Source organism: Streptosporangium carneum, assembly GCF_027922005.1.
Classification (GTDB): Bacteria; Actinomycetota; Actinomycetes; order Streptosporangiales; family Streptosporangiaceae; genus Streptosporangium; species Streptosporangium carneum.
Genome location: NZ_BSEV01000006.1, coordinates 297,739 through 317,968, shown reverse-complemented (window position 1 = coordinate 317,968; position 20,230 = coordinate 297,739). Strand labels below are relative to the sequence as shown.

Sequence of the window (20,230 nt, the reverse complement as noted above, 5' to 3'; positions counted from 1 at the left end):
CGGACTCAGCGTCCGGTGATGGAGTCGGCGACGCGGGCCAGGACGGAGGTACGGTCCAGGCCCGCTTTCTCCCTGGCGTCGGCGCGGCGGTACAGGTCGTACATGGCGTGCACCCCGATCCACCGCAGGGGCTCCACCTCCCAGCCTCGCACCCTGCGGCCCACCCAGGGCAGCGAGGCCAGCTCCGTGTCCTCGCGCAGGATCAGGTCGCGCAGCGTGCGGCCCGCCAGGTTCGTGGTCGTCACCCCGTGGCCCGTGTAGCCGCCCGCCCAGCCGACGCCGGTGGCGTGGTCGACGTGCACGGTCGCGCACCAGTCGCGCGGCACGCCGAGCACCCCGGACCAGGCGTGCGCCACCCTGGAGGCCCTGACCGCGGGGAACATGCCGGTCAGCAGCTCCCACAGCGCCTCGATCGTCCAGGTGTGGGTGTGGCCCCTGTCGTCCACGCGCGAGCCGTACAGGTAGGGCTTGCCGCGCCCGCCGAACGCGATCCGGCCGTCGGCGGTGCGCTGGGCGTACATGTAGTAGTGCGCCATGTCGCCGAGCAGCTCGCAGCCCTCCCACCCGATCGCGTCCCACAGGTCGCCCAGCGGCTCGGTGACGATCATCGAACTGTTCATCGGCAGCCAGGCCCGGTGGTACTGCCTCAGCCCGGCGGTGAAGCCCTCCGTCGCCCGGATGACGTACTCGGCGCGGACGGTCCCGTACGGCGTGCGGGCCTCGCGCGGGGCGATCTCGGTGACCGGGGTGCGCTCGAAGATCTCGACCCCGAGGTCCCGTACGGTCCGCGCCAGGCCACGGGCCAGCTTGGCCGGCTGGATCCGGGCGCAGTGCGGGCTCCAGATCGCGCTGACCGCGCCGTCGACCCGCAGGCGGCCCTCCCGCTCGGCCGGGTCGAGCAGCCTGACGTCCTCCTCGGTCCAGCCCCAGTGCCGCTCGTGGGCGAGGAGCTCGCGCAGCCGCCGGTCCTGGGCGGCGTTGGTCGCGACCGTGGTGACGCCGCCCTTGACGATGTCGGCGTCGACGCCCTCCTTCTCGGCGACGGACACGACCTCGTCGATCGCCTCGAACATCACCCGCTGCAGCCGCTTGGCCGCGTCCACGCCGTGCGTCCTGGCGTAGCGCTCGGGGGTGCCCGCGAGCTCGCCGACCAGCCAGCCGCCGTTGCGTCCCGACGCGCCGTAACCGGCGAACTCCTTCTCCAGCACGACCACCCGCAGGCCCGGGTCGGCCTTCTTCAGGTAGTAGGCGGTCCACAGCCCGGTGTAGCCCGCGCCGACGATCGCCACGTCGGCGTCACGGTCGCCGCCGAGGGGTTCGCCCGCCGGGGGAAGGCCGAGGGAGCGATACCAGAAGGAGACGTCCCCGTTGACGAAATCCCTGGACAGGGGAACACGCGTGCTCATGGGCACATATCCTGCTATATCCGTCAGTTACGGCACACCTTCCAACGGAAACCGTTGCACAAAAGCATCATCGGCCACCTTTCGTGACGTAACGATGATCTCACTCCCGTGTAGCAGTCCCGTAACAGCCGCGCGCCAGGCTGTGCTTGACGGAGGGAGTGTTCTGATGGGGTTTCTGAGGATTCGCACCACGGTTGACGAGCGTCCGGGACGGCTGGCCTCGCTGGCCGCCGCACTCGCGGAAAAGGGCGGCAACATCCTGGGCCTGAGCGTCCAGTCCAACACCGACGGCACCGTCGACGAGTTCGTCGCAGACATCCCCGCGGGCCCCGAGGCGGTGCGCGAGGCGCTGGAGGCGGCGGGCGGCCGCCAGGTCCAGGTCGTCGCGGCCACCGCCCACGAGCTGACCGACGAGCCGACCCGCGCGCTCCTGCTCGCCTCCCGGCTGCGCGCGATGCCCTGGCGGCTTCCCGAACTGCTCGGGGAGTTGCTGCGCGCCGACGACGCCCGCTGGGTCTACGGTTCTGACATGAGTGATCTTCCGGATCCGACGCTGCTGACCGTGCCGGTCGCTCCGCGCCGTTCCATCCGGCTGCGCCGGGCCGATCTGCCCTTCACGCTGACCGAGGCCGCCAGGGCCGCCTCCTTCGTACGGCTGGCCCAGCCCGCGCCCCAGCCGGTCGGCGGCGACCGGGTCGTCAAGCTGTCGGACGGCACCGAGACCCAGATCCGCCCGCTCACGCGGCTCTACCGCGAGGCGGTCCGCGACCTGCACGACCGCTGCTCGCCCGAGGCCCGCCGCTTCCGCTACTTCACCGCGATGCCCGCGCTGCCGCCCCGCGCCTTCGACCGGCTCTGCGACCGGAGCCGGGGCAACTCGCTGGTCGCCGGTCACGACGGCCAGGTCATCGCCATGGCCAACCTGATGTTCACCCCCGACCCGGGAATCGCCGAGATGGCTTTCCTCGTCGAGGACCGCTGGCAGGGCATGGGGCTGGGCGCCGCGCTGGCCAGGATGGTCGTCTCCGAGGCCCGCGACCTGGGGTTCGCCGAGGTCAGGGCCAGTCTGCTGGCCGACAACGTCCGCATGCGCAGGTTGCTGACCTCGCTGGGCGCGACCCTGGGGTACACCGAGGACCCCGGTGTGGTGGAGGCGAGGCTGGCCGTGGGCGCGCTGGTGGCCGCCTGCCCGAGCTGACCCCCGCCTCTGTCCGGAGCCCCCTCAGGACGTCCCGCCGGGCGTCTCCGGATCCGGCGGCGCCCCCAGGGCGTCCAGCCTGCGTTCGATCCGGTCCAGGGTCTCCTGGAGGCGGTCCAGCTTCGCGACGTACGAGAGCGCGATGTGGAACCTCTCGTCGCTCGTCAACGGGGAGGGATCCAGGTCGCGCCGTCCGAGCAGCGCGACCACCTGGCCGCGCACGGCCTCGAGGTGCGCTCCCCGGTTGACGAGCACCTGGGCCGCCACCCCCTCGCCCTCCCGGATCAGGCCGAGCAGGATGTGCTCGGTGCCGATGTAGGCGTGGTGCAGGCCCAGGGCCTCCCGCAGCGCCAGCTCCAGCACCTTCTTGGCGCGCGGGGTGAACGGGATGTGGCCGACCGGCTCCCTGTCACCCCGGCCGACGGTCTCCTCGATTTCGGCGCGCACCTGTTCGCCGCCGATGCCGAAGCTCCGCAGGGCACGGCCCGCGACGCCCTCCTCCTCGCCGACCAGGCCGAGAAGCAGGTGCTCGGTGCCGATGTGGCCGTGACCGAGCCGCAGTGCCTCTTCCTGGGCCAGAACCACGACGCGGCGGGCGCGGTCGGTGAAGCGCTCGAACACGGGAGGCCTCCGTGAGGGGATCGAGGTGCTTGTACCCACTATGCGACAGGTTGCCGGTGAAAGGGGAGGAGATGCCGGTGCGAAATCCTCTTCGTCCGGCGACGCGTGTTCGACCGCTCTTCCCGCTGGGGCGCCACGCCGACGCGACGCCTTCTGTAGAATCTGACATTTCTCCGTGAGATTAGCAGGCGATGTCTATCGCCCGCCGGTACGGCCTGCGTAGGGTCGCCGCATGACGATCGACGCCTTCATAGACGCGCTTCCCAAGGTCGAGCTCCACGTCCACCTGATCGGCTCCGCCTCCGTCCCCACGGTCCTGGAGCTCGCCCGCCGCCACCCCGGCGGCCCCGTGCCCACCACGGAGGAGGAACTGCGGGCCTTCTACGCCTTCCGCGACTTCCCGCACTTCGCGGAGGTCTACCTGGCGGTCAACTCCCTGGTCCGCGACCCCGAGGACGTGGCGACCCTGGTGACGGGGCTGGCCGGGGACCTCGCCGCGCAGAACGCGCGTTACGTCGAGCTGACGGTCACGCCGTACGGCCACCACGTCGCGGGCATGCCCATGCGGGCGGTCACCGAGGCGCTCGACCTGGCCGCGGCGCGGTCCCTCGACGAGCACGGGGTCCAGGTCGCCTACGTCTTCGACATCGCGGGCGAGTACGGGGAGGAGGCGGCTCGGGTGACCCTGGACCACGCACTCGAAGAACCTCCCCATGCTTTGGTAGGTTTCGGCATCGGCGGGATCGAGCAGGAGCGCCTGAAGCACCGCGACGTCTACCGCGACGCCTTCAGGGCCGCCACCGCCGCCGGACTGCACAGCGTCCCGCACGCCGGGGAGATGACCGGACCCGAGACCATCTGGGAGGTTCTCGACGGCTACGGCGCCGAACGGATCGGCCACGGCATCGCCTGCCTGGACGACCCCCGCCTGGTCGCCCACCTCCGCGAGACCCAGATCCCCCTGGAGGTCTGCCCCACCTCCAACGTGTGCACGGGCCAGGTCGCCGTGATCGAGGAGCACCCGCTGCCCCGGCTGCTGAAGGAGGGCCTGTTCGTCACGCTGAACAGCGACGACCCGCCGATGTTCGCCACCACCCTCAGCGGGGAGTACCGCGTCGCCGCCCATTCCCTCGACCTCGACCGGGAGGCGCTCGCCGCACTGGCCCGCAACGCCGTCAACGCCTCCTACCTGGACCCGGCGGGCAAGCGGCGCATCCTCACCGAGATCGACGCGCTGACCTGACCACCTTCCGGGCTGCGGGCACGCAGGCGGATACAGGTGTGGACGCGGACCAGGACACGGCTCAGGACGCGGGCTCCTGGCGGGGGCGTGGCCTGGCGCGGGTGTGCATGCGTTCACCCTGGCGGCCGAACAGGTTGAGGATCTCCACCGAGGACTCACCCGCGGGGCCGAACCAGTGCGGCAGGCGGGTGTCGAACTCGGCGGCCTCGCCCGGTCCCATGATCAGGTCGTGGTCGGCCACGATGAGCCGCAGGCGCCCGGACAGGACGTACAGCCACTCGTAACCCTCGTGCGTGACCGGTTCGGGCCGGTTCTGCCCGGCCGGGACGATCGACTTCCACGCCTGCAGGGGTCCCGGGTGGACGGTCAGAGGGATCACCGTGCGGCCGTTGCGGACGCGGGGTTTACAGCGGATCCGTGGATCGCCGACCTCCGGCGCCCCGACCAGCTCGTCCAGCGGGAGCTGGTGGGCCTGCGCGATGGGCAGCAGGAGTTCCAGGCTCGGGCGGCGCTGGCCCGTCTCCAGCCTCGACAGGGTGCTCTTGGATATGCGGGTGGCCTCGGCCAGCGCCGACAGGGCCATGCCGCGCCGGGTGCGGATGTGCTTGAGACGGGGGCCGACCTGGGCCAGCGTGGCGGCGATCGGGGACTGATCATTCATCTCCTCATTTCACCTCCCGCGTCCCGGAATCAGCACCTGCGTCCCGGAATCAGCAACGGAAATTGTCGGTTCCCCGCCGGGGCGCACACCATCGGGCACGGAGGTGATCGCCATGATCAAGGCGATGAACGCCCCGGACGGCGGCGCACCGCGCGCCGCCGGTGACGGGGCCTACGACGTGGTGGCCGGTACCGGAGCGGCAGGGCTGGACGCCCACCTGTTTCCCGCGCGGGCCCGCCGCCAGGTGGTGATGACAGACGTCGGCGAGCCGGGCAACGCGCCCGCCTCCGCCGTCGACATCGCCCTGGCGGAGATGGGCGTCGACCGCGCCGTCGAACAGCGCCGCGTCGCCGCCGTGGTGCGGGGTGATGGCCGGTGAGCACGGAAACCGCGCAGCGGCGGGTGCCGGTCTCCCGGGGGAGACTGCCGCTCGGCGTCTACCTGCTCGCGTTCAGCCTGTTCGCGATGGGCAGCGCGGAGTTCCTGCTGGCGGGGGTCCTGCCGGAGATCGCCGACGACCTGCGGATCAGTCTGTCCTCCGCCGGTGCGCTGATCTCGGCATTCGCCGTCGGCGTCGTGATCGGCGGGCCTCCCTTCGCCATCATGACGCTGCGCTGGCGGCGACGGACCACGCTGGTGACCACCCAGGCCGTCTTCGCCGCCTCGGTGACGATCGGCCTTCTGACCGACGGTTACGTGGTGCTCCTGGTCACCCGCTTCGTCTGCGGCCTCGCCTACGCGGGGTACTGGGCGGTCGCGGCGGTCACCGCGATCAGCCTCGTCACGCCCGATCGGACCGCACGCGCCTCCGGGGTCGTCGTCAGCGGCCTCAGCCTCGCGATGATCGCCGGTGGCCCGGCAGGCGCGTTGATCAGCTATTTCATCGGATGGCGGGGTGGATTCTGGGGTGTGGTCGCCCTGACCGTCGCCGGTGCGATCTTGAGCCTGCTCGCGATGCCGGCGACGAGCGCGGACGGGGAGCCCAGTGTACGGCGTGAGCTTCGCACCATGCGGCGACCGCAACTGTGGGTCGTCTACGCCGCGACCATTCTGAGCACCGCCGCCTACATGATCTCGTTCAACTACCTCGCGGCGTTCCTGGCCGGCATCACCGGTGTTCCCGACGTCTGGATTCCCGCGGTCCTCGCGCTGTTCGGCGTCGGTGCCCTCATCGGTCTGTCCATCGGGGGCAGGATCGCCGACCGGCGGCCCTCTCGGGCACTCCTGATCGGAGCGCTCGGGATACTGACCTGTTCTGTCCTGCTCGCGGTCCTAGCCCGGCACGCGCTGGCCGTCGTTCCCCTCGTTCTCCTCCTCGGGATCGCCGGATTCGTGCTGAACCCGGCCATCTACGCGCGGGTGTTCGCCATCGCGTCACAGGCGCCGACACTCGCCGGAGCCACCACCGTCTCCGCGTTCCAGCTCGGCATCAGCCTTGTTCCGGCGCTCGCCGGAGCCGCCCTGAACGCGGGCGCGGGCATCGTCTCCGTCACATGGATCGGCGCAGGCCTGGCGGCGGCCATCGTGCCGGCCGTCCTTCTTGACCGGACGATCTCTCGCCGCCGGTCGCGGACGACGGTGAACGGGGTGGGTTCGCCGGGCTGACCCCGGCGTCTTCGCCCGAGGGCACGTCCGGTCCTGTTCCCCTCCGCCCCTGCCGCCGTGGCGGTAATCATAAGGCGGTTCTTTACGAGAAAAGCCCCGGGAACGGATCTTCCGTTCACGGGGCCTGACGGAGAAAGCGGAATCAGGGAGAGGAGATGCGGCCCAGGGAGGCGGGGATCTTGGAGGCGGCGGCCCGGTCCAGCAGGAACAGCGTGCGCCGGCGGCCACGGGCGCCCGCCGCCGGGACCTGCATCTGCCCCGACTCCGACAGCGCCAGCCGTACGGCCCCCGCCTTCTCCTCACCGGCCGCGATCACCCACACCTCGCGCGCGCTCTGGATGACCGGAAGCGTCAGGGAGATCCGGGTGGGCGGAGGCTTGGGCGAGCCGTGCACCGCGACCACGGGCCGCGTGTCGTAGAGCGCGGGCATGCCGGGGAACAGCGACGCCACATGGCCGTCGGGGCCCATGCCGAGCATGAGGACGTCGAACGAGGGCGTGGGTCCGTGGTCCTCGGGCCGCGCGGCCCGGCGGAGCTCCTCGGCGTAGGCCTCGGCCGACTCCTCCGCGGTCATGCCCGAGTCGGGACCGCGCATCACGTGGACGCGGGCGGGGTCGACGTCGACGTGGTCGAGGAGGGCCCGCCTGGCGCCGGTCTCGTTGCGCTCGGGGTCGCCCGACGGCAGGAAGCGCTCGTCGCCCCACCAGATGTCCAGGTTGCGCCAGTCGACCGCGTCGTGGGCGGGAGTGGCCGCGATCTCGGCCAGGGTGGCGATGCCGACGGTGCCGCCGGTCAGCACCAGGGAGGCCGAGCCCTTGCCCGACTGGACGTCGACGAGGCTGGTGATCACTCGGGCGGCGACCGCTTTGGCGAGCACGTCTGCGTCGCGATGGATGATCACAGTGGGAACGCTCACAGGACTTCTCTCTCAACGAACTCTCGACGGATCCCGCAACCGTCTTCCGGCGCGGCGACCGCGTCAGCGGATCTTTGGATCTTCCGATGGGACTTCCGGCGAGGAGGCCCGTCCAGAATCCTGGACGGGCCTCGGCGACGGACGAGTCTCGCAACGAACGAGTCTCGGTGAAGACGAACGGGCCTCTCGGCGAAGACGGACGAGGCGCCCCACGGCGGACCGTGGGGCGCCTCGCGCGGTCAGGACTTGTGGCCGCGGGAGATCCGCCGGATCGCCGCCTCGTAGATCTCGTCGGGGTCCAGGCGGCGGAGCTCCTCGGCCAGCAGCTCCGAGGTAGGACGCCGGGTGAGGGCGACCTGGCGGTCGGGCTGGCCGGGGCGCGACAGCGTGGCCAGGCGGCCGTCGCCCCGGGTGATGGTGATGTCGCCGTCGGCGGTGGTCAGCTTGACCGCGGTCAGGCCGGGGCCGTCGGACTCGGTCACCTTCACCGGCGCGCCCAGGCGCTCGCTCAGCCAGGCCGCCAGCAGCACCGCGCTGGCGTGGCCGGGCACGGCCTCGACGACGCCCTTCTTGACCTTGCCGACCGGCTGGTCGAACGCGGCGGCCAGCAGGCTCCGCCACGTCGTCAGCCGGGTCCAGGCCAGGTCGGTGTCACCGGGGAGGTAGTCCTTCGACCGGCCCGTGATCGCCTTCACCGAGTCGGGCGCGGAACGCGCGTCGACGATGCGGCGCAGGGCGAGCAGGCCGATGGGGTCCTTGGCGGGCACCTCGGGGCAGTCGCCGGGCCACCAGGCCACCACCGGGGTGTCGGTCAGCAGCAGCGGCCCGACCACCGAGTCGGCGTGCTCGGTGAGCTCGCCGTACAGACGGAGCAGGATCACCTCGCCCGGCGTCGACTCGCCGAAGCGGATCTCGGCGTCGAGGCGGTTCGGCTCCCTCGGGTCGCGGGGGATGACGACCAGTATCCGGGAGGGGTGCTCCCTGGCCGCCTCGGTCGCCGCCCTGACCGCGTCGTACTGGGTGCTCTCGTCGGAGACCACCACCAGGGTCAGCACCATGCCGACCGCGGGGGTGCCCATCTGGTGCCGCAGCTGGGTGAGCTGGGAGGAGATCTTCGACGCGGTCGTGCCGGTGAGCATGAAGCTCGTCATCTACAGCCTCCTCCACGCGCGCCCGTCACGGGCCATCATCTCGTCGGCCGAGGAGGGGCCCCACGTGCCCGCGGGGTACTCCTCCGGCGCACCCTGGGTGGTCCAGAACTCCTCGATCGGGTCGAGGATCTTCCACGACAGCTCGACCTCGCGCTGGTGCGGGAAGAGCGGCGGGTCGCCGATCAGCACGTCCAGCAGCAGCCGCTCGTAGGCCTCGGGAGAGGACTCCATGAACGACTCGCCGTAGGCGAAGTCCATCGAGACGTCCCTGACCTCCATGGCGGTGCCGGGCACCTTCGAACCGAAGCGCACCGTGATGCCCTCGTCCGGCTGGACCCGGATGACCAGGGCGTTCTGGCCCAGGATCTCGGTGTCGTCCTTGCTGAAGGGCAGGTGCGGCGCGCGCTGGAAGATCACGGCCACCTCGGTCACCCTGCGGCTGAGCCGCTTGCCGGTGCGAAGGTAGAACGGCACCCCCGCCCAGCGGCGGTTGGCGATCTCCAGCTTCACCGCGGCGTAGGTCTCGGTGATGGAGTCCGGCGAGATGCCGTCCTCCTGGGTGTAGCCCGCGACCGGCTCGCCGCCCTGCCAGCCGGGCCCGTAGCGGCCCCTGGCGGTGGACAGCGAGAGGTCCGGCGGCAGCTGCACCGCCTTGAGGACCTTCTCCTTCTCCCTGCGCAACGAGTCGGCCCCGAAGGACGTCGGGTCCTCCATCGCCACCAGCGCCAGCAACTGCAGCAGGTGGTTCTGGATCACGTCACGAGCCGCGCCGATGCCGTCGTAGTATCCCGCCCGGCCGCCGATGCCGATGTCCTCGGCCATCGTGATCTGGACGTGGTCGACGTACCCCCGGTTCCAGATCGGCTCGAACAGGTTGTTGGCGAACCGCAGCGCCAGGATGTTCTGGACGGTCTCCTTGCCCAGGTAGTGGTCGATGCGGAACACCGAGCTCTCGGGGAAGACCGCGCTGGTGATCGCGTTGAGCTCCTGGGCGCTCCGCAGGTCGTGCCCGAAGGGCTTTTCGATCACGACCCTGCGCCAGGCGCCCTCGGGACCGTTGGCCAGCCCGGTGCGCTTGAGCTGCTCGACCACGACCGGGAAGAACTTCGGCGGCACCGACAGGTAGAAGCCGTAGTTGCCGCCCGTGCCCCGGGTCTGGTCGATCTCCTTGAGCATCATGGCCAGCGCGTCGAACGCGCCGTCGTCGGTGAACTCCCCGGGGCAGAAGAAGATGCCCTCGGCCAGCTGCTTCCAGACCTCCTCGCGGAACGGCGTCCGCGCGTGCTCCTTGACGGCGTCATGGGTGAGCTGCGCGAAGTCCTGGTCCTTCCAGTCGCGGCGGGCGAAGCCGACCAGGGAGAAACCGGGGGGCAGCAGCCCCCGGTTCGCCAGGTCGTAGATCGCCGGCAGCAGCTTCTTGCGCGCGAGGTCACCCGTCACGCCGAACAGCACCAGCACGCACGGCCCCGCGACGCGCGGCAGACGCTTGTCACGAGGGTCGCGCAGCGGGTTGGACTCGACCAGCGCCTCGGTGGTGCCGACGGTCGCGGCGGCCGAGGCGGCGGCCGTCGACTCGTCGCCGTGCACCGTCGCGGGGCGCGTCTTCTCGCCGAGCGCCCCGCCCTTCCCGTCGTGCACGCCGTCTGAGCCCGGCTCGACGGCGTGCGCGTCGAGGGGCTGAGCCTCGGACTGCTTGTCGCTCATTCAGACCTCCCGCGCTGCCTCGAGCAGACGTGCGACCCCGGCGGCGCGATCGGTCAGGTGCAGCCGCACGGCGGGGCGGCCTCGGCTGGCCAGCGCGCCCAGGTCTCCCAGAGCCTGCGCCAGCTGCAGACGGCCCAGGGTGTACGGCCTGCCGGGAACCTCGACGTCCTCCTCGACGACTCCGGTGATCTGCAGGAACACGCCGTTCTGCGGCCCGCCCTTGTGGTACTGGCCGGTGGAGTGCAGGAACCGGGGGCCCCACCCGAAGGTGATCGGCCGCTCGGTGCGCACCGCCAGCTGCGCGCGCAGCGTGGCCGGGTCGGCCGCGCTCCACGCGTCGGTCATCTCCTCGAACGAGGCGCCCTCGGCGTGGGGGGCGTCGAAGGCTGCCTCCCTGTCGAGGTACGCCATGATCGCGAGATAGCCGTCGGAGGGGACGGCCTCGAGCAGCCGGGTGAACACGTCGGACAGGTCCTTGGCGTCATGCCCGCCGGGCAGCTCGCCGTACACCTCGACCGGCCCGTCGACCAGGATCGGCGTGCCGACGGGCAGCTCCGCCAGGTCCAGCAGCTTGCCGGTGTTCTCCTTGGACTCGGCCACGTTCGGCTGGTTGAAGGGGTCGATGCCCAGGACGCGGCCCGCGACGGCGGTGGCGTACTCCCACACGAGGAACTGCGCCCCCAGCGGGCCGCTGACGGTGACCACGCCGTCGGAGTCGATCCCGACGACCAGCTCGTCCTCCGCCTCGCCCGGCTCCGCGCCGACGACCGGCAGGATGCCCTTGCCGGACTTGCCGGTGGACTCGGCGACCAGCTGCTCGATCCAGTCGGGCAGCCCGTTGATCTCGGAGAGGCCGTCCTCGAGCACGAGCTTGTCGCGCCCCGCGGCCGCGGCGGCGCCGAGGACGGCGCCCAGGTCCAGGCCGGGGTTGCCCTCGGCCTGCGCCAGCAGCGGCTGCACGGCGGCGGCGTCGTCGAGCAGCTGCCGCACGTCGGCCCCGGCCAGCGCGCTGGGCACCAGGCCGAACGCCGACAGGGCGCTGTAGCGGCCGCCGACGTTGGGGTCGGCCAGGATGACCGGGTAACCGGCCTCGAGCGCGGTCTGCTCCAGCGGCGACCCCGGGTCGGTGACCACGACGATCCGCTCCGCCGGGTCGATCCCCGCGTCGCGGAAGGCCTTCTCGTAGATCCGCCGGTGGCTGTCGGTCTCGACCGTGCCGCCGCTCTTGCTGGCGACCACCAGGATCGTGCGGTCGAGGCGGTCCCGCAGCGCGCGGAGCACCTGGCCGGGGTCGGTCGTGTCGAGCACCGTCAACGGCACGTCGGCGGTCGTGGTGATGACCTCGGGGGCGAGCGAGGAGCCGCCCATGCCGGCCAGGACCACGTGGTCCAGGCCTTCGGCACGGGCTCGCTCGACCAGTTTGCCGATCTCCGGGAGCAGCTCCCTGCTGGTCAGCGGGAGGGTGAGCCAGCCGAGACGGATCGCCGCCTCGGGCTCGGCCTCGGGGCCCCACAGGGTGGGGTCGCCGTTGGCGAGAGCCTCGTGAACCCCTTCGGAGACGAGCCGGCCGGCCGTCTCCGAAGCCTGCTCGGCCAGGTTGTCCTCGCCGAACGTTACGGAAACCGACATGTGGTTCACGCCTTCCGGAGCTCGGCGGAGACGGTGGCCAGTAGTTCGTTCCAGGACGCCTCGAACTTCTCCACGCCCTCCTCCTCCAGGACCCGGACCACGTCGTCGTAGTCGATGCCGATCTCCTTGAGGGCGGCCATGGCGTTCCAGGCGTCCTCGTAGAAGGGGCGGATCGTGTCGCCGGTGACGCGGCCGTGGTCCGCCGCCGCGTCGAGGGTCTTCTCCGGCAGCGTGTTGACCGTGCCCGCGGTGACCAGCTCGTCGACGTAGAGGGTGTCGGGGTAGCTGGGGTCCTTGGTGCCGGTCGAGGCCCACAGCGGACGCTGCGGACGCGCCCCGGCGGCCTTCAGGGCCTGCCAGCGCGGCGAGTTGACCACGTCCTCGTAGGCGGCGAAGGCCAGGCGGGCGTTGGCGACCGCCGCCTTGCCCTTGAGCGCCTTGGCCTCGGGCGTGCCGAGCTTGTCCAGGCGCTTGTCGATCTCGGTGTCCACCCGGCTGACGAAGAAGGAGGCGACCGACTCGATGCCGGCCAGGTTCAGGCCGTTGGCCTTCGCCCGCTCCAGGCCGGTCAGCCAGGCGTCCATGACCGCGCGGTAGCGCTCGAGGGAGAAGATCAGCGTGACGTTGACGCTGATGCCCTCCGAGATCGCCTGCGTGATCGCGGGCAGGCCCTCGACGGTCGCGGGGATCTTGATGAACAGGTTGGGCCGATCGACCATCCACCACAGCGCGCGCGCCTCGGCGACGGTCTTGTCGGTGCTCCTGGCCAGGCGCGGGTCGACCTCGATCGAGACCCGGCCGTCCGCGCCGCCGGTGGCGTCGTAGACCGGCCTGAGCACGTCGGCGGCCCAGCGGATGTCGTAGGTGGTGATGGCGCGCACCGCCTCCTCGACCTCCACCCCCCGAACGGCCAGGTCGTGCAGCTGGGTGTCGTAGGCGTCGCCCTTGCTCAGCGCGGAGGCGAAGATCGTCGGGTTGGAGGTGACGCCGACCACGTGCTTGTCGCGGATCAGCGACTCCAGGTTGCCGGTGCGCAGACGCTCGCGGCTGATGTCGTCAAGCCAGATGGAGACGCCCTGGTCAGATAGGCTCTTCAGGATCTCACTCATGATCAGTTTCCCGTCGTCTCGCCCTTGTCGGCCCCGGTCCGGGCGAGGCTCGCCTTGGCGGCGGCTGCCACTCGCTCGGCGGTGAGGCCGAACTGCTCGTAAAGGGTCTTGTAGGGGGCCGAAGCGCCGAAGTGCTCCAGGCTGACCACTTCCCCTTCATCTCCCACGAACTCCCGCCAGCCCAGTCCGATTCCCGCCTCGACGGCGACGCGCGCGCGGACCGTCGAGGGCAGCACGGTCTGCCGGTAGGCGGCGTCCTGTGCGTGGAACCACTCGACGCACGGCATCGACACGACCCGGGCCGGGATGCCCTGCTCCTCGAGGAGCTTGCGGGCCCCCACGGCCAGCTCGACCTCGGAGCCGGTGCCGATCAGGATGACGGCGGGCTGCCCGTTCGAGGCGTCCTGCAGGACGTAGGCGCCGCGGGCGACCTTCGCCGCGTCGCCCGTGCCCTCGTAGACCGGGAGGTTCTGCCGGGTCAGCGCCAGCGCGGCTGGGCGGTCGTTGTGCTCGATCACGGCCCGCCACGCGGCGGCGGTCTCGTTGGCGTCCGCGGGGCGGACGACGTCGAGGCCGGGGATGGCGCGCAGCGCCCACAGGTGCTCGACCGGCTGGTGGGTCGGGCCGTCCTCGCCCAGGCCGATGGAGTCGTGGGTCCACACGTAGATGACCGGGAGCTTCATCAGCGCCGCGAGCCGTACGGCGGGGCGCATGTAGTCGCTGAAGACCAGGAACGTGCCACCGTAGGGGCGGGTGCCGCCGTGCAGCGCGATGCCGTTGAGGATGGACCCCATGCCGTGCTCGCGGATGCCGAAGTGCAGCGTGCGGCCGTAGCGGTTCCCGGGGAACTCCTTGGTCTGGTACTCCTCGGGGATGAAGGACGGCTCACCCTTCATCGTGGTGTTGTTCGACTCGGCCAGGTCGGCCGAGCCGCCCCACAGCTCGGGCAGCACCGGCGCCAGGCTGTTGAGCACCTCGCCGGAGGCCTTGCGGGTGGCCACGGAGGCGCCGACCTCGAAGGCGGGAAGCGCCTCGGTCCACCCCGCGGGCAGCAGCCGCTCGGAGATGCGGTCGAACTCCGCGGCGCGCTCCGGGTTGGCCTCGCGCCAGTTGGCGAAGGCCTTGTCCCACTCGGCGCGGGCGGCCCGGCCCCGCTCGACCACGGCGCGGGCGTGCTCCAGCACGTCGTCGGGGACGTCGAAGCTCTTGGCGGGGTCCTGGCCCATGACCGTCTTGGTCGCGGAGACCTCGTCGGCGCCCAGGGCGGAGCCGTGGGCCTTGCCGGTGTTCTGCTTGTTGGGCGCGGGCCAGCCGATGATGGTGCGCAGGCGGATGAAGGAGGGCCTGTCGCTCTCGGCGCGGGCGGCCTCGAGGGCCTGGTGCAGCGCCTCGACGTCCTCGGAGTACTCGCCGCCCGCCGTCCAGTCGACGGTCTGGACGTGCCAGCCGTACGCCTCGTAGCGCTTGACGATGTCCTCGCTCAGCGCGATCTGGGTGTCGTCCTCGATGGAGATGTGGTTGCTGTCGAAGACGACGACCAGGTTGCCGAGCTTCTGGTGACCCGCGATGGCGCTGACCTCGTGGCTGACGCCCTCCTCGATGTCGCCCTCGGAGGCGATGCACCAGATCGTGTGGTCGAACGGGCTGGCGCCGGGGGCGGCGTCGGGGTCGAACAGGCCGCGCTCGCGGCGGGCGGCCATGGCCATGCCGACGGCGTTGCCGATGCCCTGCCCCAGCGGGCCGGTGGTGGTCTCGACGCCGACGGTGTGGCCGTGCTCGGGGTGCCCGGGTGTCAGGCTGTCCCACTGGCGCAGGCTCTTCAGGTCGTCGAGGGACAGGCCGTACCCCGACAGGAACAGCTGGATGTACAGGGTCAGACTGGAGTGCCCGGCCGAGAGGACGAAGCGATCCCGGCCCGCCCAGGAGGGGTCGGAGGGATCGTGTCGCATCATCCGCTGAAAAAGCAGATAGGCGGCGGGAGCCAGGCTCATCGCGGTGCCGGGGTGGCCCGACCCCGCCTTCTCTACCGCGTCCATCGCCAGGGCCCGGACGACGTCGACCGCCTTACGGTCCAGGTCGCTCCACTCAAGGGCTGGCACGAGTTCGCTGCTCAACTGCTCGATCTCCGGATCTAGTCGTGTGATGGTGGCGCCGGTTTGGCTTTTCCCGCCCACACCGGACCCTAACGGTTCGGCCTCGCTACCGTTGCGCAGGCTGAGCCGGGCGACTCCATGGGAGTCGGAACAGTCCGGACATAACCCCCTTGAAGGCGTCACATCACGCCGCTTCCCCACCCCATGCCGGAACCGGCCACCCCAACAACTACAGTTGAGTGCTCAAGGCTGGCTGGTGCCCGCATCCACGGATTCGCTCTAATCAGAGGTTACGCGTTGACCCCGCACGTGCTGGAAGCGCCTTAATGGTGCTGACCGACAAGCAATCGACGGCCCCGTCCGCGACGGAAGCGACCGCGATCACCGTGCCGCGCTCGTTCGGCGACGTCGTGAAGGCCTATGTCGCCCTCACCAAGCCGCGGATCATCGAGCTGCTGCTGATCACGACGCTGCCGGTGATGTTCCTGGCCGCCAAAGGCCTGCCCCCGCTGTGGATCGCCGTCTGCACGCTGGTGTTCGGCACCCTCTCCGCAGGCAGCGCCAACGCGCTGAACTGCTACATCGACCGCGACATCGACGCCGCGATGCGCAGGACCCGCCGCCGCCCGCTGGCCCGCGATCAGGTCCCGCCGGCCAACGCTCTGATCTTCGGCGTCATCCTCGGCGTGTTGTCGACTCTTGGCCTCGGGTTGACGGTGAATTGGCTCGCGGCCGGCCTGTCGCTGGCCGCGAACCTCTTCTACGTGCTCGTCTACTCGATGATCCTCAAGCGGCGGACCTCCCAGAACGTGGTGTGGGGCGGCATCGCGGGCTGCATGCCGGTGCTCATCGGCTGGGCGGGCGTCACCGGCAGCCTCGACTGGGCCCCCGTGGTGCTCTTCGGCGTGGTGTTCTTCTGGACGCCCCCGCACACCTGGACCCTGGCCATGCGCTACAAGGAGGACTACGCGGCGGCGAAGGTCCCGATGCTCCCCGTGGTGGCGACCGAGCGCCGCGTGGTGCTGGAGAGCCTCGCCTACACCTGGGCGACCGTGCTGTGCTCGCTGCTGCTGTGGCCGATCGCCGGGACCACGCTGCTCTACCCCGTCGTGGCGGCCGTCCTCGGCGGCGCCTGCCTGTGGGAGGTCTACCGCCTCCTGGGCCGGGTCAACGCGGGCAAGACCGGCGTCGACCTGCGCCCGATGCGCTTCTTCCACTGGTCGAACGCCTACCTGGCGCTGCTCTTCCTCGCCGTCGCCGTCGACTCCATGCTCGTCTGAGGCCCGTCGGAGCCGCCACGCGCTCCGCCCGCCGGGCCCGTGCGCCTCCTGCCCGCAGGAACGTCGGGCAGGCACCCCTCGCGCCCGCCGGAACCCCTTGGGGCGGCCCCGCGACGCCCCGGTGAGCCGTCACCGGCGGAGGCGCGCGCTTTCCCTTCCGGCAGGGAGATGTTCCCGCCGTTTTCACACTGTCATGTCCGGCAATACCTCCTCGTGGCCGGTTACGGCCCACTGAGAGGTGAGAGGGGACACGTCGTGGTTGATCGGTTACGGTTGCCGCATGGCGAGCCGTGATCCCCGCTGGGTCCTGAGGGACCGACCCTCCGTCGGGCTGATCGCCGGGCTCGTCCTGGCCGGTCTGTGCGCGCTGGCGTCGTTCTCCTTCGACCTGTTCAACGGCGATCCGGTCTACTTCTTCATCGCGCTGGCGCTGGCCCTCGCCCCGGTGCCGGTGCTGCTGGCCGCGGTGCTGGCGCTCGACCGGATGGAACCCGAGCCCCGCAGCAACCTGATCTTCGCCTTCGCCTGGGGGGCGGGCGTCGCGGTGCTGGTCGCGGGCCTGGTCAACTCCTTCAACCTGGTCTACATCGAGAACACCGCCAGACTGGGCTATGACACCGCGCGCAACATCGCGGCGACCTTCGGCGCGCCGGTGGTCGAGGAGACGATGAAGGGCCTGGTCCTGCTGGGCCTGCTCAGGTTCAGGCGGGCCGAGCTCGACGGGCCGACCGACGGCGTCATCTACGCCAGCATGGTCGGCCTCGGCTTCGCGATGAGTGAGAACGTCAGCTACTACGTGGCCGCGCTCCACGAGACGGGCGCCAAGGGCCTGGCCGTGACCGTGGTGCTGCGGGGCATCCTGTCGCCGTTCGCCCACCCGCTGTTCACCTCGATGATCGGCGTCGCGGTCGCCTACGCCGCCCAGCGCCAGGGCCCGGGACGCGTCTGGGTGGTCGCGGCGGGCTGGGTCGGCGCGATGCTGCTGCACGGCATCTGGAACGGCTTCGCCTCCTACGTCGGCATCGGCGGCCTGGCCGTCGCCTACCTGCTGCTGCTGGTCGTGCTGATCGTCCTGATCTGGATCGTCTTCCGCGACCGCAAGCGAATCATCGGCCTGATCACCGCCTACCTGCCCGCCTACGGGGCGACCGGACTGGTCGGCCCCTACGACGTGGCCATGCTCGCCTCGCTGCCCGGACGTCGCCACGCGCGGCAGTGGGCCAGGACGAACGGCGGCAAGGCGGGGGCGCGGGCGATGAGCGACTACCAGCTCGCGGCCACCGAGCTCGGCCTGCTGCACGAACGCGCCAGACGCGGCATGCTCGACGAGCGCACGTTCAACGAGGAGCAGCGGGCGCTGCTGCAGTGCATGGCCGCCGCGCGCGCGGCGTTTACGGTGACCCACGGGCAGACGCCCGGCGGGAACGCCCCGCCGTACGCCGCCTCCTCCGCGCCGCCGGGGCATCCTCCCGGTCCGCCCCGTGCGCAGTGGGGCGCCTCCGACGCGCCGCCGCAGTCATGGGGGGCCGGGCAGTGGCCGGACCCCCATCCGCCGCAGCCCCCGCAGGGCCCCGGGCACTACCCGTTGCCCGGATAGGGCGGGCGCCCCTGCCCGGCCGCCGAGCGGAGCGCGGCGTCCAGGGTGGTCTCGCGCGGCCCGGGAAAGACGGGGGCGGAGTCGAGGAGCACGGAGTCGGCGAAGCCCTTCGCCGAGGCGAGGAACTCCCGGGCGGCGTAGCCGTAGGTGAGGGCCGCCCACTGCCTGGAGGAGTCGTCGCCGACGCCGAAGGCCTCGAGGCCCGCCGTACGGCACAGCGTGACGGCCCTCGGCAGGTGGAACAGCTGGGTGACCACGGTCACCCGGGTGGCCCCGAACACGTCACGGGCCCGCACGCACGAGTCCCAGGTGTCGAAGCCCGCGTAGTCCAGCACGAGGGCGTCGCCCGGTACGCCGCGGGCGAGCAGGTAGTCCCGCATGGCGGTGGGCTCGTCGTAGCCCGCCCGTCCGTTGTCGCCGGACAGCAGAAGCGCCTTCACCTTGCCCGCCCGGTACAGCTCGGCGGAGATGTCCAGCCGCCTGGCCAGCATGCTGGACGGCTGGTCTCCGAAGACGGCCGCCCCCAGGACCAGCGCGGCGGGCGCCTCGGGGACCTCGGCCACCCATCGGGGGGAGGAGCCCGCGACCGCCGTGTGTCCCGAGCTGGACAGCCAGGCCCAGGTCAGCGGGGCGATCGCCAGCACGCTCAGCAGGACGGCGCCCTGGTAGAGGCGCCGGAGGACCTGACGTGACAGCGGTAAACGGTCATACATACGGCCATTGTCGCCACGATTCACCCGATGTGTCGTGATCTTTGGGCAAATCAAGACAGGCGGAGCCGGGATCCCCGGGCGGCCGGACGCCGTCGGGCCGTCAGGCCCGCGCGGTGGCCGAGCCGAGCGCGTCGCGGGCGTCCGCCGTGCTCTCCAGCGGCCCCCGCGACCGCAGCGCGTACACCGCCCGCAGCGTGCAGATCCACACCAGCGTCGAGCCGAGCACGTGCAGGCCGACCAGGAAGGCGGGCACCGCCAGGAAGTACTGGACGTATCCGATGACGCCCTGGGCCAGCTCCACGCCGAGCAGCGTCAGCGCGGCCCGCCGCGCGGCCGCGGGCGCCCTGGTGATGTGGAGCGCGAACACCAGCGCGAACGTGAGCCCGACCACGAGGTAGACGACGTCGGCGTGGATCCTGGCCACGGTCTCGATGTCGAAGGCGAACCGGGAGGCCACCGCGTCCCCGGAGTGCGGACCGGTCCCGGTCACCACGACTCCCGCGACGAGCAGGACGGCCACCGCCGCGACGAGGGCGAAGCCGAGCCTCCGGATGTCGCGGTGGACCAGCGGCTCGGGCGGACCGTCGCCCTCCCCGGCCCGGGTGTGGAGCGCGACGGCGGCGGCGAGCATGCCGATGGAGATCAGGAAGTGCACGCTCACGGTGACCGGGTTGAGCGCGCTGCGCACGACCAGACCGCCCCAGAGCCCCTGCGCGGCCACGCCGAGCGGCTGGATCCAGGCCAGCCTGACCAGGTCCTTGCGGCGCGGCAGCAGCCTCAACGCGGCCACGAGGCAGGCCAGGCCGACGACCAGGATCACGAAGGTCAGCAGTCGGTTGCCGAACTCCACCGCCATGTTGACCGGGGAGATCTCGGGGTGGGCCACCGGGACGAAGCTGTCCGGGGTGCACCTCGGCCAGGTCGGGCAGCCGAGTCCCGATCCGGTGACCCGCACGGCCGCGCCGGTCACCGTGATGCCCGCGTTGACGACCACGGCCGCCAGCGCCCACCGGCGCAGGGTGCGGGGCGTGGGGGACCACACGCTGGACGGGAGGTTCACGGCGCGCAGACGTGCCTGGTCAAGGAGCTGGTTCACGGCTCACATGCTAGGCGGCGAGGGCGGTGGTCCCGCCGGTGACCCGGGTGTGGGCGGGGTGGGGCGGACGCGAGCGGGGCGGTCCCCTCCCGGCGTGGCGGCGCCTGAGGGGGTGAGCCCGTACGGCTTACCGGGCGGACCGCCGGGTACGGATCGGCTGAACTGGAGAGACGCGGGCGAGAGACGATTGATCCCCTTATAAATATGT

At 71.3% G+C, this 20,230-nt stretch carries 16 protein-coding genes and 1 pseudogene; 6 read left to right on the top strand and 11 right to left on the bottom strand.

Annotated features, from left to right (window positions below; translation table 11 throughout):
• Positions 1-5: 5 nt before the first annotated feature.
• Positions 6-1,406, bottom strand: coding sequence for an NAD(P)/FAD-dependent oxidoreductase (locus PKF00_RS16655; RefSeq protein WP_271218429.1), 1,401 nt, complete (start codon positions 1,404-1,406; stop codon positions 6-8).
• A gap of 166 nt (positions 1,407-1,572) precedes the next feature.
• Here PKF00_RS16655 and PKF00_RS16650 point away from each other — a divergent pair, with 166 nt between their 5' ends.
• Positions 1,573-2,604 (top strand): GNAT family N-acetyltransferase, encoded by a 1,032-nt coding sequence (locus tag PKF00_RS16650; protein ID WP_271218428.1) that lies wholly within the window; start codon positions 1,573-1,575, stop codon positions 2,602-2,604.
• Between the two features lie 195 nt (positions 2,605-2,799).
• On the opposite strand, the pseudogene PKF00_RS16645 reads toward PKF00_RS16650, so the two are convergent.
• Positions 2,800-3,225: pseudogene (locus PKF00_RS16645) on the bottom strand (Clp protease N-terminal domain-containing protein); the annotation flags it as partial.
• 232 nt (positions 3,226-3,457) lie between these two features.
• On the opposite strand from PKF00_RS16645, the gene add reads away from it, so the two are divergent.
• Positions 3,458-4,468, top strand: coding sequence for an adenosine deaminase (gene add, locus PKF00_RS16640; protein WP_271218427.1), 1,011 nt, complete (start codon positions 3,458-3,460; stop codon positions 4,466-4,468).
• Positions 4,469-4,529: 61 nt separating this feature from the next.
• Here add and PKF00_RS16635 read toward each other — a convergent pair whose 3' ends face one another.
• Positions 4,530-5,129: a helix-turn-helix domain-containing protein gene (locus PKF00_RS16635; protein ID WP_271218426.1), complete on the bottom strand. Its 600-nt coding sequence runs from the start codon at positions 5,127-5,129 to the stop codon at positions 4,530-4,532.
• A 112-nt stretch (positions 5,130-5,241) separates the two neighbouring features.
• Here PKF00_RS16635 and PKF00_RS16630 point away from each other — a divergent pair, with 112 nt between their 5' ends.
• Together PKF00_RS16630 and PKF00_RS16625 are read left to right on the top strand one after the other, a co-directional pair.
• Positions 5,242-5,508: a hypothetical protein gene (locus PKF00_RS16630; protein WP_309298406.1), complete on the top strand. Its 267-nt coding sequence runs from the start codon at positions 5,242-5,244 to the stop codon at positions 5,506-5,508.
• Entirely contained in the window at positions 5,505-6,734 is a 1,230-nt protein-coding gene (locus PKF00_RS16625) for an MFS transporter (protein ID WP_271218425.1), read from the top strand. Before PKF00_RS16630 ends, PKF00_RS16625 begins: the two co-directional genes overlap by 4 nt.
• A 142-nt stretch (positions 6,735-6,876) precedes the next feature.
• Here the strand turns inward: PKF00_RS16625 and pgl are convergent, their stop codons facing one another.
• From pgl to tkt, 6 genes are all read right to left on the bottom strand, one after another.
• On the bottom strand, positions 6,877-7,650 hold the full coding sequence (gene pgl, locus PKF00_RS16620) for a 6-phosphogluconolactonase (protein WP_271218424.1): 774 nt from the start codon (positions 7,648-7,650) through the stop codon (positions 6,877-6,879).
• Positions 7,651-7,889: 239 nt separating this feature from the next.
• Entirely contained in the window at positions 7,890-8,801 is a 912-nt protein-coding gene (locus tag PKF00_RS16615) for a glucose-6-phosphate dehydrogenase assembly protein OpcA (protein WP_271218423.1), read from the bottom strand.
• Entirely contained in the window at positions 8,802-10,505 is a 1,704-nt protein-coding gene (gene zwf, locus PKF00_RS16610) for a glucose-6-phosphate dehydrogenase (RefSeq protein ID WP_271218422.1), read from the bottom strand. It lies immediately after the preceding gene.
• Positions 10,506-12,134, bottom strand: coding sequence for a phosphoglucose isomerase-related protein (locus PKF00_RS16605; RefSeq protein ID WP_271218421.1), 1,629 nt, complete (start codon positions 12,132-12,134; stop codon positions 10,506-10,508).
• A 5-nt stretch (positions 12,135-12,139) separates the two neighbouring features.
• Positions 12,140-13,243, bottom strand: a complete 1,104-nt coding sequence (gene tal / locus PKF00_RS16600) for a transaldolase (RefSeq protein WP_271218420.1) — start codon at positions 13,241-13,243, stop codon at positions 12,140-12,142.
• A 2-nt stretch (positions 13,244-13,245) separates the two neighbouring features.
• Positions 13,246-15,279 carry a transketolase gene (gene tkt, locus PKF00_RS16595; protein ID WP_271218483.1) on the bottom strand — a complete coding sequence of 678 codons (2,034 nt, stop codon included), beginning with the start codon at positions 15,277-15,279 and terminating at the stop codon, positions 13,246-13,248.
• Positions 15,280-15,662: 383 nt separating this feature from the next.
• Between tkt and PKF00_RS16590 the strand changes: the two genes are divergently transcribed.
• Together PKF00_RS16590 and PKF00_RS16585 are read left to right on the top strand one after the other, a co-directional pair.
• Complete coding sequence (locus PKF00_RS16590) at positions 15,663-16,616, top strand: heme o synthase (protein WP_271218419.1); 954 nt, start codon at positions 15,663-15,665, stop codon at positions 16,614-16,616.
• A gap of 280 nt (positions 16,617-16,896) precedes the next feature.
• The gene (locus PKF00_RS16585; protein ID WP_271218418.1) at positions 16,897-18,213 is read left to right on the top strand and encodes a PrsW family intramembrane metalloprotease; all 1,317 of its coding nucleotides are present in this window, start codon (positions 16,897-16,899) and stop codon (positions 18,211-18,213) included.
• Here the strand turns inward: PKF00_RS16585 and PKF00_RS16580 are convergent.
• On the bottom strand, positions 18,195-18,926 hold the full coding sequence (locus PKF00_RS16580) for a SanA/YdcF family protein (protein WP_271218417.1): 732 nt from the start codon (positions 18,924-18,926) through the stop codon (positions 18,195-18,197). The genes PKF00_RS16585 and PKF00_RS16580 overlap by 19 nt on opposite strands.
• A gap of 100 nt (positions 18,927-19,026) precedes the next feature.
• Positions 19,027-20,022 (bottom strand): COX15/CtaA family protein, encoded by a 996-nt coding sequence (locus tag PKF00_RS16575; RefSeq protein ID WP_271218416.1) that lies wholly within the window; start codon positions 20,020-20,022, stop codon positions 19,027-19,029.
• Between the last annotated feature and the right edge of the window lie 208 nt (positions 20,023-20,230).